Raw genomic sequence first — 15,148 nt, 5'->3', positions numbered from 1 at the left:
GATCGCCCCGCCATGAGCGCTGTCGTTACGCTGATCGCCGCCGCCTCCGCCGTTCTCGACGAGCAGGCCGTGCAGGCCGCCCGCGCGTCCCTGACCGCGCTGGGAGCCGACACCGCCAAGCCGGACTGGCTGGCGCCCGACCGCGCCTGCGACATCGCTGAAGATGGGCTGGTGCCCGAACAGGCCGAAGCCGCCGTCCGCCGCGCTCTGGACGGCCTTGCCATCGACGTGATCGCCCAGAAGCCGGGCAACCGGAGGAAGCGTTTGCTGGTCGCCGACATGGAATCGACGATCATCGAGCAGGAGATGCTGGACGAGCTGGGCGATTACGTCGGGCTGAAGGACCACATCGCCGCGATCACCGCCCGCGCCATGAACGGCGAGATCGACTTCAAGGGCGCGGTGCGCGAGCGGGTGGCCCTGCTGAAGGGCCTGAACGAGAGCGTCGTCGACGAGGTGTGGCAGCGCGCCACACTGATGCCGGGCGCCAGGACGCTGGTCTCCACCATGCGCGCCAACGGGGCGACCTGCGTGCTGGTCTCCGGCGGCTTCCGCTGCTTCACGGAGCGGGTGCGCCAGTGGGTCGGCTTCGACGACGACCGCGGCAACGTGCTTGAGGTGGTGGACGGCGTCATGACCGGCGCGGTGGTCGAGCCGATCCTCGACAAGGACAGCAAGCTGGAGGCCCTGCTCGCCTACGCCGGCGAGCGCCACGTCCCGACCGTCGAGACGATGGCCGTCGGCGACGGCGCCAACGACCTGCCGATGCTGCTGGCCGCCGGTCTGGGCGTCGCCTTCCACGCCAAGCCGACGGTGGCCGCCCAGGCCCGCGCCCGCGTGGACCACGGCGACCTCACCGCCCTGCTGTTCGCCCAGGGCTACCGGATCGGGGAGTTCGTGGAGGGCTGACCGCCAACCGGCGCATTTTACAAAGCGAAAGGGCACCGGCGGTCTCCCGCCGGTGCCCTTTTCTTTTCGGGATAGCCCTCGGATCAGCCCTGGCTGAGCGGGATGGCGACGAAGCGCAGGTCGCCGTGACGGTCCACCAGAAGCAGGATGGACTTCTTGCCCTGCTCCTTGGCCTTCTGGATCTTGGACGTCACATCCTCCGGCTTGCGGACCTCTTCCTGGCCGACCTCGATGATGACGTCGCCGGCGCGGATGCCCTTCTCCGACGCGGTGGAGTTGCCGGCCACCTCGGTCACCACGACGCCCTTCAGCTCGGGCTTGATCTCGAACTGCTGGCGCAGCTCCGGCGTGATGTTGGTCAGCTTCAGACCCAGCGTCTCGGTCGGCTTCTGGGCCGGGGCCTGCTGCGGCTGGCGGCGCTGCTCGTCCGGATTGGCGGCGAGAAGGCCCGATTCCTCGGCGGCCTCAAGCTCGCCCACCTTCACCTGGAGCTGCTGCGACTTGCCCTTGCGCCACACCTCGACCGGGACGGCCTTGTCGATCGGCGTCTCGGCGACGACGCGCGGCAGGCGCCGCATCTCGTTGATTTCCTTGCCGTCGAACTTGGTGACCACGTCACCCGCCTGGATGCCGGCCTTGGCCGCCGGGCCGTTCGGCGTGACGGAGGCGACCAGCGCGCCCTTGTGGCCCTGCAGGCCCAGGCTCTCGGCGATCTCCGGGGTCACGCCCTGGATGCGCACGCCCAGCCAGCCGCGGCGGGTCTTGCCATACTCACGGAGCTGGGCGACCACCTGCTTGGCGAGGTTGGACGGGATGGCGAAGCCGATGCCGACCGAACCGCCCGACGGCGAGAAGATCGCCGTGTTGATGCCGATGACCTCGCCGTTCAGATTGAACATCGGGCCGCCGGAGTTGCCGCGGTTGATCGAGGCGTCGGTCTGCAGGAAGTCGTCGTAGGGGCCGGCGTTGATGTCGCGCTGGCGGGCCGAGATGATGCCGGCGGTGACCGAGCCGCCCAGGCCGAAGGGGTTGCCGATGGCCAGCACCCAGTCGCCCACGCGCATCGCGTCCGAATCGCCGAAGGGAACGGCGACCAACGGGTGGTTGGTGGTGATCTTCAGCAGGGCGACGTCGGTCTTCGGGTCCTTGCCGATCAGCTCCGCCTTGATGTTGGTGTCGTCCTGCAGGATGACGGTGATCTCGTCGGCGTCCTGGATGACGTGGTTGTTGGTGACCACGTAGCCGTTCTTGGCGTCGATGATGAAGCCGGAACCGAGCGAGGTCGACTTGCGCGGCTGCTGCGGCTGGTCCTGCTGCTGGCGGTCGAAGAAGTCGCGGAAGAACTCCTCGAACGGGGAGCCCGGCGGGAACTGCGGCATCTCGGGACGCGCGCCCTGCTGGCGCTGCGGCACCGCCTGGCTGGTCGAGATGTTGACCACGGCGGGCAGCAGCTTTTCCGACAGGTCGGCGAAGCTGGTCGGCGCCGGGCGCGACTGGGCCATGGCGGGGGTGCCGACGGCGGCGGACAGCCCCAACAGGAGAGCGGCGATCAGCGGCACGACGCGCAGCCGGCGGCCGGATTCGGCGCGGTGGATGGGGTGGTTCGGGTTCAACTCAGCTCTCCCTGCCGGACGTCCGGCACCTTCTTGTTCCAATCGGCCATCTGTACCAATCGGCCCGCGGCTTTTGCGTGTCGCGGTCCGAGGGGGCGCTTCACCGATCCGTGTGCCGGATGTAATCCCCGCGCGTCACCGCTTCAAGCAAAGGCGCACGGGTCCCATCCGCCACGGAGGACGCGCGAGTATAGAAGTCGGAGTATGGCCGGAAAATGGCGGCGCGGTCCAGCGACGCGCGCGGCAAAAGGGTGTCAGGCGCCCCGCAGAAGCCAGACGAATCCGACGCCGGCCATCGCCGTCACCAGCCCGACGGTGCGCAGCCGGTTTTCCGGCATCGTCAGCGCCTCGACGATCAGACGCCGCATCGCGGACGGGAACAGCGCGTAGAGCACGCCCTCGATCACCAGGACCAGGGCCAGCGCGGTGAAGAAATCCGTCATCGGTCGGGCGGCGCTTCCGGCTTGGAGACGAAAGGGGGGCGGGAGAACAAAATCGGGGTGGGAGAACGGGAGCCCCCACCCCACCCCCTCCCCGGCATCCGGGGAAGGGGCGTCGAGCGCGACGATCTTACTGCTGCTGGGCGGTCGCCGGGGCCGGAGCCCGCTGCGGCGCCGGGGCGCTGCCCGAGGCCGGAGCCGGCTGGCCGTTGCCGCCGCCGGTGATGTCGCCGAAGTAGCGGAAGAACTCGCCGGTCGGGGACAGCACCATGGTGGTGTCGTCCTTGTTCAGCGACTTCCGGTAGGCTTCGAGCGTCCGGTAGAAGCTGTAGAACTGCGGGTCCTGCGACGTCGCCTCGGCGATCAGCTTGAGCGCCTGGTTGTCGCCTTCACCGCGCAGGATCTGCGAATCGCGCTGCGCTTCGGCCAGGATGACGGTGCGCTCGCGGTCCGCGCGGGAGCGGATCTGCTGCGACTGCTCCTGACCCTGGGCGCGGGCCTCGGCGGCTTCGCGCTCACGCTCCGACCGCATGCGGGCGAAGATCGACTGGCTGGTCTCCTCCGGCAGGTCGGCGCGGCGGATGCGGACGTCGACGATCTCGATGCCGAATCGCTTGGCCTCGTCGTTCACCTGCCCGCGGATGTCGTTCATCACGCGCGGACGCTCGTCCGACAGGATGGCGAGCAGCGTCACGCTGCCGAGAACGCGGCGAAGCGCCGAGTTCACGATGGCGTTCATCCGCGTCTCGGCCACCGCCTCGTTGCCGGCGGTCTGGTAGAAGCGCAGCGGGTCCAGGATGCGGTAGCGCGCGAAGGCGTCCACGTCCAGGCGCTTCTGGTCGGCCAGGATGACCTGCTCCACCGGCGGATCGAGGTCGAGCACGCGGCGGTCGAGGATGCGGACTTCCTGGATGAAGGGGACCTTGGCCTTCAGGCCGGGTTCGCGGATGACGCGCATCGGCTCGCCGAACTGGAGGACGAGCGCCTGCTGCGCCTCGTTCACCGTGAACAGCGAGGCCGAGGCGAGCACGCCCGCGGCGAGGATGCCGATGCCGGCGACCAACAAAGTGCGGTTCATGGCATCCCTCCTCAACGGGCCGGCGGCTGGCCGGCGGGCCGCGCCGCGCCGTTCGGCGACTGCGCGCCAGCCGGGGCCGGCTGAAGCTGGTTGAGCGGCAGATAGGGAACCACGCCCTGCGCGCCCTGCGCGTTGCCGTCGATGATGACCTTGTTCGCGCCGCGCAGGATCTCTTCCATGGTCTCCAGATACATGCGCTTGGCGGTCACGTCCTTGGCGGTCGAGTAGGCGTCGAAGACCTTGCGGAAGCGGTCGGCGTCACCCTGGGCCAGGTTCACGACCTGCTCGCGGTAGGCGGAGGCTTCCTGGATCAGCCGTTCCGCATCGCCTCGGGCGCGCGGGATCACGTCGTTCCGGTAGGCCTCGGCCTCGTTGCGGGCGCGTTCGCGGTCGGCGCGGGCGCGCTGCACGTCGTTGAAGGCGTCGATGACGGGAGCCGGCGGGTCGGCCTTCTGCAGCTGCACCTGCGTCACCTCGATGCCCGCCTCATAGTCGTCCAGCATGGCCTGGAGGAGCTGGCGGGTGGAGGTTTCGATCTGCTGGCGGGCCTCGGTCAGGGCCGGCTGCAGGTCGGTGCGGCCGATGACCTCGCGCATCGCGCTTTCGGCCGCCTTCTTCACGGTGGCCTCGGGGTCGCGGATCTTGAACAGATACTCGCCCGCGTCCTTGATGACCCAGAAGACGGTGAAGTCGATGTCGATGATGTTCTCGTCGCCGGTCAGCATCAGCGACTCGTCGGGAACATCGCGGTCGCCGCGGCGGCCGTCGCCGGCCGAGCGGTAGCCGACCTCGATCCGGTTGACGCGCGTCACCTTGGGCATCAGCACCGTTTCGATGGGCGACGGCAGGTGGTAGCGCAGGCCGGGCTGTTCGGTGCGCACCCACTGGCCGAAGCGCAGCACGACGCCCTGCTCGTCCGCCTCGACGCGGTAGATGCCGCTGGCCAGCCAGACCACGGCCAGCAGGCCGACGACGAGCGCGATGCCCCGGCCGCTGCCGACGCCGCCCGGCATCACCCGCTTCAGGCGGTCCTGGCCGCGGCGCAGCAGATCCTCCAGGTCCGGCGGCTGCGGCCCTCCGCCGCCGCCACCACCGCCGCCACCGCCACCCGGCGGACGGCCCCACGGATTCTGACCGCCGCCACCCGGCGGAGGACCCCAGGGGCCGCCACCGCCGCCCCCTCCCTGATTGCTCCACGGCATTCCGTTCGTTCCCCTTCGCGCTCTCTCAATTCTTGGGACGGAAATTCCGGAAAACAAATCGTTTCCGGACCGTCCGATCCCTTTACCATTATTGTCCGCCGGCCCTATAGTGCCCATCCCATTCGGGGAAGGATTTCACCGACGGATATCCGCCAATATCGGGAAGGAAGCGGAGTTTTCAACCATGGCGCAGGTCAGCGAAGCTCAAGTCCTTGAAGCTCTGAGGACGGTTGTCGATCCGGAACGGGGCAAGGACGTCGTCAGCCTCGGCATGCTTTCCGGCCTTGTCGTGCGTGACGGGCACGTCGCCTTTTCCATCGAAGTGGACCCCAAGCGCGGCGCCCAAGCCGAGCCGGTGCGCCACGCCGCCGAGAAGGCGGTGGAGGCCCTGCCGGGCGTCCTGTCGGTCACCGCGGTGCTGACGGCTCACCGCCCGGCCGGCCAGGGCGCCGCCCCTCAGCAGGGCCACGGGCATTCCCACGGCGGCCAGGGCCATTCCCATGGCGGCCACTCCCATGGGCAGCCGTCGGAGCAGAAGCCGCTGGTGCCGGGCGTGAAGGCCATCGTCGCCGTTGCGTCGGGCAAGGGCGGCGTCGGCAAGTCCACCACGGCCAGCAACCTCGCCCTCGCCATGGCGGCGAACGGGTTGAAGGTCGGGCTGCTGGACGCCGACATCTACGGCCCGTCCATGCCGCGCATGCTGGGCATCTCCGGCCGTCCGACTAGCCGCGACGGCCGCATCCTGGAGCCGATGGAGAACTACGGCATCAAGGTGATGTCGATGGGCTTCCTCGTCGCCGAGGACACGCCGATGATCTGGCGCGGCCCGATGGTGATGAGCGCCCTGCAGCAGATGCTGCGCGACGTGAACTGGGGCACCCTCGACGTTCTGGTGGTGGACATGCCGCCGGGCACCGGCGACGCCCAGCTCACCATGGCGCAGCAGGTGCCGCTGGCCGGGGCGGTCATCGTCTCGACCCCGCAGGACATCGCCCTGCTGGACGCCCGCAAGGGGTTGAACATGTTCCGCCGCGTGGACGTGCCCGTCCTCGGCATCATCGAGAACATGAGCTACTTCTGCTGCCCGAACTGCGGCCACCGCACGGACATCTTCAGCCACGGCGGCGCCCGCAAGGAGGCCTCCGACCTGGGCATGGAGTTCCTGGGCGAGGTCCCGCTGCACCTCGACATCCGCGAGACCTCCGACCAGGGCCAGCCCATCGTGGTGTCCCAGCCCGAGTCGGAACACGCGAAGGTCTACCGCGGAATCGCCAAGCGCCTGTGGGAGAAGATTGCCGGCGAGCAGGGCCCGGCGCGGGCGGCGCCGCGGATCGTGGTGTCGTAAGGAGGGCTTGCTTGCCCCACCCTTCCCACGGCTTGCGCCGCGGGCCCCTTCCCTCCCCCGCTGACGCAGAAGAGGGAGTTTTGTCCCCTCCCCTGCGAAGCTCTCGCGCAAACCAAAGGTTTGCGCTGACGCGGCAGGCGGACCTTTGGTCCGCCGAGAGCGGGGGAGGGTCAGGGAGGGGGGCAACGGCTGCCACATAGGCACCCCGCCCCACGCCCCCCATATTCCGTCCCTCGACACAGCGCGGACGGGCCCGATGCCGGATTTCGTGACGTTGGTGGTGCTGCTGGCCGCCGTGGTCCTGGCGGTTCCGGTGGCCAAGCGGATCGGCTTCGGCGGGCCGCTCGGCTACCTCGCCGCGGGGCTGGCCATCGGGCCGGGCGGGCTCGGGCTGGTGACGGACGTCGAGGCGATCCGGCACGTCTCGGAACTCGGCGTCATCATGCTGCTGTTCCTGATCGGGCTGGAGCTGCGCCCCGCCCGCCTCTGGGTGATGCGGCGATCGGTCCTAGGGCTCGGCGGCGCCCAGGTCGCGGTGACCGCCGTCCTGATCGCCGCCGCCACCATCCTCCTGCTGGGCTTCACCCCCGCCGCCGCCGCGGTGACCGGATTCGGCCTGTCGCTGTCCTCCACCGCCATGGTGCTGCCGATGCTGGCGGAGCGGGAGTTGCTGACCACCAACGCCGGGCGCAGCGCCTTCTCGATCCTGCTCTTCCAGGACCTCGCCATCATCCCGGCGGTGGCGCTGCTGCCCCTGCTCGGCCATGGCGCCGGGGAGGTGCCGGACGCCGGAACGGCGTGGCTGGCCGTGCTGAAGGCCGGCGGAGCGATCGCGGTGATCCTGGCCGGCGGGCGCTACCTGCTGCGCCCGGTGCTGCGCATCGTGGACGGCGCCCGGACGCCGGAGATCTTCACCGCCACCGCCCTGCTGATCGTTCTGGGCAGCGCCCTGTTCGCCGCCTGGGCCGGCCTGTCCATGTCGCTCGGCGCCTTCATGGCCGGGGTGCTGCTGTCCGATTCGGAGTACCGGCACGAGGTGCAGGCCGACATCGCGCCGTTCGAGGGATTGCTGCTCGGCCTGTTCTTCGTGTCGGTGGGCATGGGCGCCGACGTGGCGGCGCTGATGGCCGAGCCGGTGCGCTACCTCTCGCTGGCGCTCGGGCTGATGGCGCTGAAGGCGGCGGCGCTGTTCGGGCTGGCCCGCCTGTCCGGGCTGCGCCCCGGCGGTTCGACGCGGCTGTCCACCGTCCTGAGCCAGGGCGGCGAGTTCGGCTTCGTGCTGTTCGGGCTGGCCGTCGGCGTCGGGGCGATGACCGGGGGGCAGGCGGCGACGGCCATGCTGGTGGTCACGCTGTCGATGATCGCCACCCCCTTCGTCTTCGCGGCGGAGGAGCGCTGGCTGGCGCCGCGGCTGATCGTGAAGCCGCTCCGCCCCTACGACACCATCGCGCCGGACGGAGAGCCTCCGGTGCTGATCTGCGGCTTCGGCCGGGTCGGGCAGATCGTCGGCCGCGTGCTGCGGCTGCGCGGCATCCCCTTCACCGCGCTGGAGCAGAGCGCCGAGCAGGTCGACGTCGTGCGCCGGTTCGGCAACAAGGTCTATTACGGCGACCCGTCGCGGCTCGACCTGCTGCGCGCCGCCGGGGCCGACAAGGCCAAGGTGCTGGTGGTGGCGCTGGAGGACATGGAACAGTCGCTGCGCGTGGTGGAGATGGCGACGCGCCACTTTCCCCACCTCGTCATCCACGCCCGCGCCCGCAACCGCCGCCACGCCCATTTCCTGATGGACCGCGGGGTCACGCATTTCGTGCGCGAGACCTACGATTCGAGCCTGCGGCTGACCGGCGGCGTGCTGGAGTCGCTGGGCCTGCCGCCCGAGGAGACCCGCCGCACGCTGGAGACCTTCCGCGAGCATGACGAGCGCACGCTGATCCGCCAGCACGCCGTGCACCACGACGAGAACCGCCTGATCCAGACCTCCCGGCAGGCCGCCGCCGAGCTTCAGGCACTCTTCGAGGCCGACCGCGAGGACCCGGAGAAGGAGCGCGACCGCAAGACCGTCTGACGCTCCTTCCCCCGCCTCAGCCGATCAGACCTCACCCGATCAGCAGGCTGTCGTCGGTGATGTCCTCGCCGCCGCGCTGCTTGGCGAACAGCGCCAGCAGATGCGGCACGTCCAGCCCGGCGCGCTGCTCGCCCGACACGTCGAGCACGATCCGGCCCTCGTGCAGCATCACCGTGCGGTCGCCGTAATCCAGCGCCTGCCGCATGGAGTGGGTGACCATCAGCGTGGTCAGCCGGTTCTCCTCGACGATGCGGCGGGTCAGGCCGAGCACGAACTCCGCCGTTCCCGGGTCGAGCGCCGCCGTGTGCTCGTCGAGCAACAGGATCTTCGACCCGGCGAGCGTCGCCATCAGCAGGCTGACCGCCTGCCGCTGCCCGCCGGACAGCAGGCCCATGCGGTCGTGCAGCCGGTTCTCCAGCCCCAGCCCCAGCTCCGCGATGCGTTCGCGGAAATGCCGGCGGCGGTCGCCGCGCAGGGCCAAGCCCAGGCCGCGGCGGCGCCCGCGGGCGGCGGCCAGCGCCATGTTCTCCTCGATGGTCAGCGCGGTGCAGCTGCCGACCATCGGGTCCTGGAAGACGCGGGCGACCAGCGCGGCGCGCTTCGGCGTCGCCCAGCGGGTGACGTCCACCCCGTCGATGGCGATGCTGCCCTCCTCGGCGATGACGTCGCCGGCCAGCGCGCCCAGGAAGGTGGACTTGCCGGCGCCGTTGGAGCCGATGACGGTGACGAACTGCCCTTCCGGGATCGTCAGGTCGACGCCGCGCAGGGCGTGCTTCTCCAGCGGGGTGCCGCGCCCGAAGGTGACGTGGATGCCGTTGACCGTGATCATCGGGCGGCCTCCCTCTTCTTCGACGCGGCTTTCAGCCGCATTCGCGGCAGGATCAGCGCCACCGCGACCAGGACGGCGGTGACGAGGTTGAGGTCGGAGGCCTGGAGCCCGATGGCGTCCGCCGACAGGGCCAGCTGGACCGCCAGACGATAGAGGATGGAGCCGACGACGCAGCCGACCAACGCCCACAGCATCGCGCGGGCGGGCAGCACCGTCTCGCCGACGATCACCGCGGCCAGCCCGACCACGATGGTGCCGATGCCGGTGGTCACGTCGGCGAAGCCGTTGGTCTGGGCGAACAGCGCGCCGGCCAGGGCGCACAGTCCGTTCGACAGCGCCATGCCGGCGTAGATGTGGAAGTCCGTCTGCACGCCCTGAGCGCGGGCCATCCGGGCGTTGACGCCGGTCGCCCGCATGGCGAGGCCGAACTCGCTGTTCAGGAAGCGGGCCAGCAGCAGGACGACCGCGGCCACCACGACCAGCACGACCAGCGGCCGCACCACATGGTCGGGCAGCCCCAACCCGTAGAAGGGCGTCAGCACCGTGTCCTGCATCAGCAGCGCCACGTTGGGGCGGCCCATCACGCGCAGATTGATCGAGAACAGCGCGATCATGGTCAGGATGCTGGCCAGCAGGTGCAGGATCTTGAAGCGGACGTTCAGCGTCGCCGTGACCAGCCCGGCCATCGACCCGGCCAGCGCCGCGACGAGGCTGGCGATCCACGGATTGACCCCGGCGACCAGCAGCGTGGCGCAGACCGCCGCCCCCAACGGGAAGCTGCCGTCCACCGTCAGGTCCGGAAAATCGAGCACGCGGAAGGACAGGTACACGCCGAGGGCGACCAGCGCGTACACCAGCCCGATCTCGACGGCCCCGAAGAAGGCGATTTCACTCATGATCGGTCCTTGGGGCGTGTCGAGGCGGGCCCCCTCCCAAACCCTCCCCCGCTCCGCAGGGGAGGGCTTTCTCCTCCCCCTGAGAAGCGGGGGGAGGTCGGGAGGGGGCCCTCCGCAACCACTCCCCCTCAACAAAACAACTTACTGCCCGACCACCTTGGTCGCGCGCTTGGTCACCGCCTCGGGAATGGTCACGCCCATCGCCGCCGCGGATTTCGGATTCACGAACAGGTCGGTGCCCTTGGCGAAGGTCACCGGAACGTCGCCCGGCTTCTCGCCCTTGAGGATGCGCACGACCGCCTCGCCGGTCTGGCGGCCGACCTGCCGGTAATCGAAGCCGATGGAGGCCACCGTGCCGCGCGCCACGCTGTCGGTGTCGGCGGAGAAGACCGGCAGCTTGGCCTGCTGGCCCACCGCCACGACGCTCTCCAGCGCCGAGACGACCGTGTTGTCCAGCGGCACGTAGAGCGCGTCGACCTTGCCGACGAGGCTGCGGGCGGCGGGCTGGGCGTCGGCGGACTTGGTGGCGGTCGCCTCGACCACGGTCAGCCCGGCCTTCTGCGCCTCGTCCTTCAGCGCCTTGACCAGCGAGACGGAGTTCGGCTCGCCGGCGTTGTAGAGGACGCCCAGACGCTTGACCGACGGCACGATCTCGCGGATCAGCGCGACATGCTCGGCCACCGGGGCCATATCCGACACGCCGGTGACGTTGGCGCCCGGCTTGTCCAGGCTGCGGACGAGCTGCGCGCCGACCGGGTCGGTCACGGCGGTGAAGACCACCGGGATGTCGCGGGTCGAGGCGACGACGGCCTGGGCGGAGGGGGTGGAGATCGGAACGATCACGTCCGGACGGGCGCCGGCGAACTGGCGCGCGATCTGAGCGGCGGTGGCGGGGTTGCCCTGGGCGCTCTGATACTCGACCTTCAGGGTGTCACCCGGCGTGTAGCCCGCGGCCTTCAACGCCTCGACCACGCCGTCGCGCGTGGCGTCCAGCGCCGGATGCTCGACGATGGCGGTGATGGCGACGGTCTTGGTCTGCGCGAACGCGGCCGGACCGGACAGCGCGACGGCGGCCGTGGCTGCGGCGAGGAACAGGCGGGTGATCATCATGGCTCCAGGCTCCCGGAGGGGGTTTGTGCATCCCGTAGACGCCCAGGGGCCGGTCCGTCAACTGCCGGAGAATGAATCCGATGAGCGAAGACCCGCGCGACGCCCGACTCAATGCCCGACTCCACGCCCTGGAATCCGCCATCGCCGACATCGAGGCGGAGGCCCGCGCCGCCGCCCACGCCCTGTGCGCCCATGAGCTTCAGATGCGGCTGGAGAACATCGCCCGCCGCGTGGAGGCCCTGCGCGCGGCGCAACCCCGGGGTGCGGGCGACGGAACGGCGTGACGATCGGTCGCTCCCTCCCCATATGAGGCCCTTCGGGGAGCGGAACGCAGGGGTACGGTCATGACGGCGGAAGACAGGGCGGCGGTCGGAGCGGAAGACGGGACGCGGTCGAAGACGACGGCGGCGCTGCGCGGGCTGATGGGGCAATGCCCGGCCTGCGGACGCGGGCGCCTGCTGCGGAACTACCTGAAGCCGGTGGACCACTGCTCCCATTGCGGCGAGGCGTTCGGCCATCTGCGCGCCGACGATGCTCCGCCCTGGATGACCATCCTGATCGTCGGCCACATCATCATCCCGGCGGTCCTGTCGGTCGAGCAGAGCTACGAGCCGGCGACCTGGGTGCATCTCACCATCTGGCCGCTGCTGACCCTGTTGCTGACCGGCCTGCTGCTGCCGCGCTGCAAGGGCGTGGTGCTGGGGCTGCTGTGGAGCACCGGCGCGCCGGGGTCGGAGCGCGCCTGAGCCTCAATCGAAACTGGCTCAATCGAAACTGAGGGCGAAGCTCGCCCGCCCCTGCCCGGCCTGGAAGCGCTGCCACATCACGCCGAAGGCGGCCTCCAGCGCGCGGGTGAAGCGCACGCCGTCCAGCGCCGGGGACGCCGCCAACCGGTCCCGCAGGCCGCCGCGCATGGCCGCCAGCCCCGCCGGGTCGGCCGCCAGCGCCGCCGCCTTGGCGACGTAGCCGTCCGGCCCGTCGGCCACCAGATCGGACAACCCCGCCGAGGCGAGGTGCGTTACCGAATGGCGGGCGCAGAAGCGATCGCCGCCCAGCGTCACCACCGGCACGCCCATCCACAGCGCCTCCAGCGTCGTCAGCCCGCCCGAATAGGGGAAGGGATCGAGCGCAACGTCGACCTCGCCGTAACCGGCCAGGAACTCCCGGTGCGGCGCCCCGCCCCGCAGGTCCACACGCGCCGGGTCCAGCCCGGCCCGCTCGAACAGGGCCAGCGTGCGCGCGGCGGTGCCGGCGTCGTCCAGCCCCGGCGTGCGCAGCAGCAGGCGGGAGCCGGGCACGGCATCCAGCACGCGCGCCCACAGCGCCGCGACCTCGGCGTTCAGCTTGGGCAGCGCGTTGAAGGAGCCGAAGGTGGCGTGACCGCGCGCCGCCAGCGGCAGCGGCCCGACCGGCGGCGCGTCCTCGGGCGGCGCCCAGGGGACGTAGGCGTCGGGCATGCGCACCACGCCCTCGATGCACCAGCCGTCCGATCCCGGCGGGCTCTGCCGCGAATCGGAAATCAGGTAATCCATGGCCGGCAGGCCGGTGGTGCCGACATAGCCCGCCCAGGTCGCCTGCACCGGCGCCGCGCGCCGCGCGAAGACCGGCAGGCGGTTGCCGAAGGTGTGGCCCGCCAGATCGACCAGGATGTGGATGCCGTCCGCCTGGATGCGCTGGGCCAGGGCCGCGTCGTCCAGGCCGGTGGTCCAGACCCAGTGGTCGGCCTGGGCCATCAGCCGCTCCGTCTTCCAGTCCGGGTTGGCGGTGTTGGCGTAGCAGACGACCTCGAAGGCCGAGCGGTCGTGATTCGCCAGCACCGGTTCCAGGAAAAAGCCCACGGGATGGGCGCGGAAGTCCGGCGAGACATAGCCGATGCGCATCTTCGGCACCGGAGCGGCCACCGCGGGCACCGGACGGTCGGGGTAGCGGGCGCCCCAGTCCGCGTGGGCCTGGGCGATGGCCGGCATGGTCAGCCCCGGCACGAACTGCATCAGATAGAGGCGCGAGGCGTGCAGCGAATCGACGCCGCCGTGCTGCGCCACCACGGCCTCGATCTCTGCGAGGGCCTCGTCCGCCCGCCCCTGCATGGCGAGCACGCGGGTGGCGCGGTTGGCCCGCACCTCCGCCCGGCCCGGCGCGAGGGCGAGCGCCGCCCCATAGGCGTCGTCGGCCTCGCCCAGCCGGTTCATCTCGGCCAGCGCGTTGCCGAGGTTGTAGGGGTGCGCCCAGTTGGCCGGGTCGAGCTGTCCGGCGCGCCCGTAGAGCGTCACCGCCTCCGCCCGCCGGGCCTGGGCGCGCAGCAGCACGCCCAGATTGGCGACGGCGGCCAGCGTCTTCGGGTTCAGGGCGATGGCGCGGCGGAAGAAGGCCTCCGCGCGCGCCGAATCGCCGGCCCGGCGCACCGCCTCCGCCATGGTGAGCAGCCCGTCCATCGCCATCTCCAGCGACGGGTCGAGGTTCAGCGCCCCGGCGTAGGCGTTGGCCGCCCCGGCGACGTCGCCCAGGCTTTCCATCACCAGCCCGTAATTCGCCCACCAGATGGGGACCGAGGGATAGGCGGCGATGGCCCGCCCGATCCGGTCCAGCGCCTCGTCGAACCGCCCGGCCTGCGCCGCGACGAGGCCTTGGCGGTGAAGTCCATCGGCCTCGTGCGGAGTCATCGGGGGCGGTGTCATGGCGGCTGGTCCTTACACAGGTGAAGCGGGCGTTACTCGGCGCGGCCGAGCTGGTCCATCAGCTCCCGCCACTCGCGCTTGGACAGGCCGCTGGCCTCCTGGGTCACCGCCTCGCCGGACAGCAGGCGCTTCACGACCTCCAGCCCGGTCCTCGACATGTGGGTGCCGCCCAGCCGGTACTCGCTGAAGGCGTCGAACACGGCGGGGACCCAGCGCTTCACCACGTCCAGCATGGCCTCGGCGTAGACGCGGATCTCGTACTGGGCGTGCGGGTCGGCGCGCAGGCTGAGGAAATGCAGGAGATTGTGGAGATCGACCTTCCAGTACCACTGGGTGTAGTAATTCAGCGTCAGGTTCATGCGCGCCAGCTCACGCGCCAGACCCTGGCGGCCCTCCTCGATGGTGGTGCCGTCCTCGCGCTGGTTCAGCATCTCCTCGTAGTGGGCGTAGACCGTCTCCGAATCGTCGCGCAGCAGCTTCATCACCGCCGCCGCCTCGTCGCCCTGCAGGACATCGCCGCGGCCCTGCCGGTTGACGACGGCCTGGGCGCCCAGATTCTCGGGCGTCGGGATGTAGAACTCACGGTCGAGGATGGAGTAGCGCGCGGAGTATTCGTTCACGTTCGCCGTGCGGTGACGGATCCACTGGCGGGCGACGAAGATCGGCAGCTTGACGTGGAACTTGATCTCGCACATCTCGAACGGGGTCGAGTGGCGATGGCGCATCAGATACTTGATGAGGCCGGCGTCCTCGGTGACCTTCTTGGTGCCCTTGCCGTAGGACACGCGCGCCGCCTGGACGACGGCCGAATCGTCGCCCATGTAGTCGACGACGCGCACGAAGCCGTGGTCCAGGACCTCCAGCGGCTCGTAGAGGATCTCCTCCAGGGCCGGAACGGTGGCGCGGCGGGTGGTGGCGGTGACGGCGCGCAGGCGGTCGATCTCGGCGCGCTGCTCGGGCGTGATCGGCATGGGTACTCCGGGGAC

Annotated in this window: 14 protein-coding genes; 5 read left to right on the top strand and 9 right to left on the bottom strand. The window is 70.5% G+C overall.

All coding sequences use genetic code 11. The features are described 5' to 3' along the window. The first annotated feature begins 12 nt into the window (after positions 1-12). On the top strand, positions 13-909 hold the full coding sequence (serB, locus tag ABVN73_RS03755; protein ID WP_353858992.1) for a phosphoserine phosphatase SerB: 897 nt from the start codon (positions 13-15) through the stop codon (positions 907-909). Positions 910-992: 83 nt separating this feature from the next. Here the strand turns inward: serB and ABVN73_RS03750 are convergent, their stop codons facing one another. From ABVN73_RS03750 to hflK, 4 genes are all read right to left on the bottom strand, one after another. Then, on the bottom strand, positions 993-2,522 hold the full coding sequence (locus ABVN73_RS03750; protein ID WP_353858991.1) for a DegQ family serine endoprotease: 1,530 nt from the start codon (positions 2,520-2,522) through the stop codon (positions 993-995). Positions 2,523-2,776: 254 nt separating this feature from the next. Then, positions 2,777-2,965 carry a DUF2065 domain-containing protein gene (locus tag ABVN73_RS03745; protein WP_353858990.1) on the bottom strand — a complete coding sequence of 63 codons (189 nt, stop codon included), beginning with the start codon at positions 2,963-2,965 and terminating at the stop codon, positions 2,777-2,779. A gap of 127 nt (positions 2,966-3,092) precedes the next feature. Then, positions 3,093-4,040 carry a protease modulator HflC gene (hflC, locus tag ABVN73_RS03740; protein ID WP_353858989.1) on the bottom strand — a complete coding sequence of 316 codons (948 nt, stop codon included), beginning with the start codon at positions 4,038-4,040 and terminating at the stop codon, positions 3,093-3,095. An 11-nt stretch (positions 4,041-4,051) separates the two neighbouring features. Continuing rightward, positions 4,052-5,242: an FtsH protease activity modulator HflK gene (hflK, locus tag ABVN73_RS03735; protein ID WP_353858988.1), complete on the bottom strand. Its 1,191-nt coding sequence runs from the start codon at positions 5,240-5,242 to the stop codon at positions 4,052-4,054. Between the two features lie 184 nt (positions 5,243-5,426). Here hflK and apbC point away from each other — a divergent pair, with 184 nt between their 5' ends. Then, positions 5,427-6,587 (top strand): iron-sulfur cluster carrier protein ApbC, encoded by a 1,161-nt coding sequence (gene apbC, locus ABVN73_RS03730; protein WP_353858987.1) that lies wholly within the window; start codon positions 5,427-5,429, stop codon positions 6,585-6,587. 256 nt (positions 6,588-6,843) lie between these two features. Then, positions 6,844-8,652 carry a monovalent cation:proton antiporter-2 (CPA2) family protein gene (locus ABVN73_RS03725; RefSeq protein WP_353858986.1) on the top strand — a complete coding sequence of 603 codons (1,809 nt, stop codon included), beginning with the start codon at positions 6,844-6,846 and terminating at the stop codon, positions 8,650-8,652. A 31-nt stretch (positions 8,653-8,683) separates the two neighbouring features. On the opposite strand, the gene ABVN73_RS03720 is transcribed toward ABVN73_RS03725, so the two are convergent. From ABVN73_RS03720 to ABVN73_RS03710, 3 genes are all read right to left on the bottom strand, one after another. After that, positions 8,684-9,481 (bottom strand): ABC transporter ATP-binding protein, encoded by a 798-nt coding sequence (locus tag ABVN73_RS03720; protein ID WP_353858985.1) that lies wholly within the window; start codon positions 9,479-9,481, stop codon positions 8,684-8,686. Next, positions 9,478-10,377: an ABC transporter permease gene (locus ABVN73_RS03715; RefSeq protein ID WP_353858984.1), complete on the bottom strand. Its 900-nt coding sequence runs from the start codon at positions 10,375-10,377 to the stop codon at positions 9,478-9,480. Before ABVN73_RS03715 ends, ABVN73_RS03720 begins: the two co-directional genes overlap by 4 nt. A gap of 141 nt (positions 10,378-10,518) precedes the next feature. After that, positions 10,519-11,487, bottom strand: a complete 969-nt coding sequence (locus ABVN73_RS03710) for an ABC transporter substrate-binding protein (RefSeq protein WP_353858983.1) — start codon at positions 11,485-11,487, stop codon at positions 10,519-10,521. A gap of 80 nt (positions 11,488-11,567) precedes the next feature. On the opposite strand from ABVN73_RS03710, the gene ABVN73_RS03705 reads away from it, so the two are divergent. Together ABVN73_RS03705 and ABVN73_RS03700 are read left to right on the top strand one after the other, a co-directional pair. Then, positions 11,568-11,771: a hypothetical protein gene (locus tag ABVN73_RS03705; protein WP_353858982.1), complete on the top strand. Its 204-nt coding sequence runs from the start codon at positions 11,568-11,570 to the stop codon at positions 11,769-11,771. A 60-nt stretch (positions 11,772-11,831) separates the two neighbouring features. Then, positions 11,832-12,233, top strand: a complete 402-nt coding sequence (locus tag ABVN73_RS03700; protein WP_353858981.1) for a DUF983 domain-containing protein — start codon at positions 11,832-11,834, stop codon at positions 12,231-12,233. 18 nt (positions 12,234-12,251) lie between these two features. Here the strand turns inward: ABVN73_RS03700 and ABVN73_RS03695 are convergent, their stop codons facing one another. Continuing rightward, complete coding sequence (locus ABVN73_RS03695) at positions 12,252-14,162, bottom strand: tetratricopeptide repeat protein (protein ID WP_353858980.1); 1,911 nt, start codon at positions 14,160-14,162, stop codon at positions 12,252-12,254. Positions 14,163-14,194: 32 nt separating this feature from the next. Beyond that, positions 14,195-15,133, bottom strand: a complete 939-nt coding sequence (thyX, locus tag ABVN73_RS03690; protein ID WP_137140274.1) for an FAD-dependent thymidylate synthase — start codon at positions 15,131-15,133, stop codon at positions 14,195-14,197. Between the last annotated feature and the right edge of the window lie 15 nt (positions 15,134-15,148).

This window comes from Azospirillum formosense, from assembly GCF_040500525.1.
Classification (GTDB): Bacteria; Pseudomonadota; Alphaproteobacteria; order Azospirillales; family Azospirillaceae; genus Azospirillum; species Azospirillum formosense_A.
This window is presented reverse-complemented; position numbering and strand designations above follow the sequence as displayed.

What these genes read in the sequence shown, in the direction of transcription:
- serB (WP_353858992.1), top strand. Translation starts at nt 13, where the DNA reads ATGAGCGCTGTCGTTACGCTGATCGCCGCCGCCTCCGCCGTTCTCGAC.
- ABVN73_RS03745 (WP_353858990.1), bottom strand. Translation starts at nt 2,965, where the DNA reads ATGACGGATTTCTTCACCGCGCTGGCCCTGGTCCTGGTGATCGAGGGC.
- hflC (WP_353858989.1), bottom strand. Translation starts at nt 4,040, where the DNA reads ATGAACCGCACTTTGTTGGTCGCCGGCATCGGCATCCTCGCCGCGGGC.
- hflK (WP_353858988.1), bottom strand. Translation starts at nt 5,242, where the DNA reads ATGCCGTGGAGCAATCAGGGAGGGGGCGGCGGTGGCGGCCCCTGGGGT.
- apbC (WP_353858987.1), top strand. Translation starts at nt 5,427, where the DNA reads ATGGCGCAGGTCAGCGAAGCTCAAGTCCTTGAAGCTCTGAGGACGGTT.
- ABVN73_RS03725 (WP_353858986.1), top strand. Translation starts at nt 6,844, where the DNA reads ATGCCGGATTTCGTGACGTTGGTGGTGCTGCTGGCCGCCGTGGTCCTG.
- ABVN73_RS03720 (WP_353858985.1), bottom strand. Translation starts at nt 9,481, where the DNA reads ATGATCACGGTCAACGGCATCCACGTCACCTTCGGGCGCGGCACCCCG.
- ABVN73_RS03715 (WP_353858984.1), bottom strand. Translation starts at nt 10,377, where the DNA reads ATGAGTGAAATCGCCTTCTTCGGGGCCGTCGAGATCGGGCTGGTGTAC.
- ABVN73_RS03710 (WP_353858983.1), bottom strand. Translation starts at nt 11,487, where the DNA reads ATGATGATCACCCGCCTGTTCCTCGCCGCAGCCACGGCCGCCGTCGCG.
- ABVN73_RS03705 (WP_353858982.1), top strand. Translation starts at nt 11,568, where the DNA reads ATGAGCGAAGACCCGCGCGACGCCCGACTCAATGCCCGACTCCACGCC.
- ABVN73_RS03700 (WP_353858981.1), top strand. Translation starts at nt 11,832, where the DNA reads ATGACGGCGGAAGACAGGGCGGCGGTCGGAGCGGAAGACGGGACGCGG.
- ABVN73_RS03695 (WP_353858980.1), bottom strand. Translation starts at nt 14,162, where the DNA reads ATGACACCGCCCCCGATGACTCCGCACGAGGCCGATGGACTTCACCGC.
- thyX (WP_137140274.1), bottom strand. Translation starts at nt 15,133, where the DNA reads ATGCCGATCACGCCCGAGCAGCGCGCCGAGATCGACCGCCTGCGCGCC.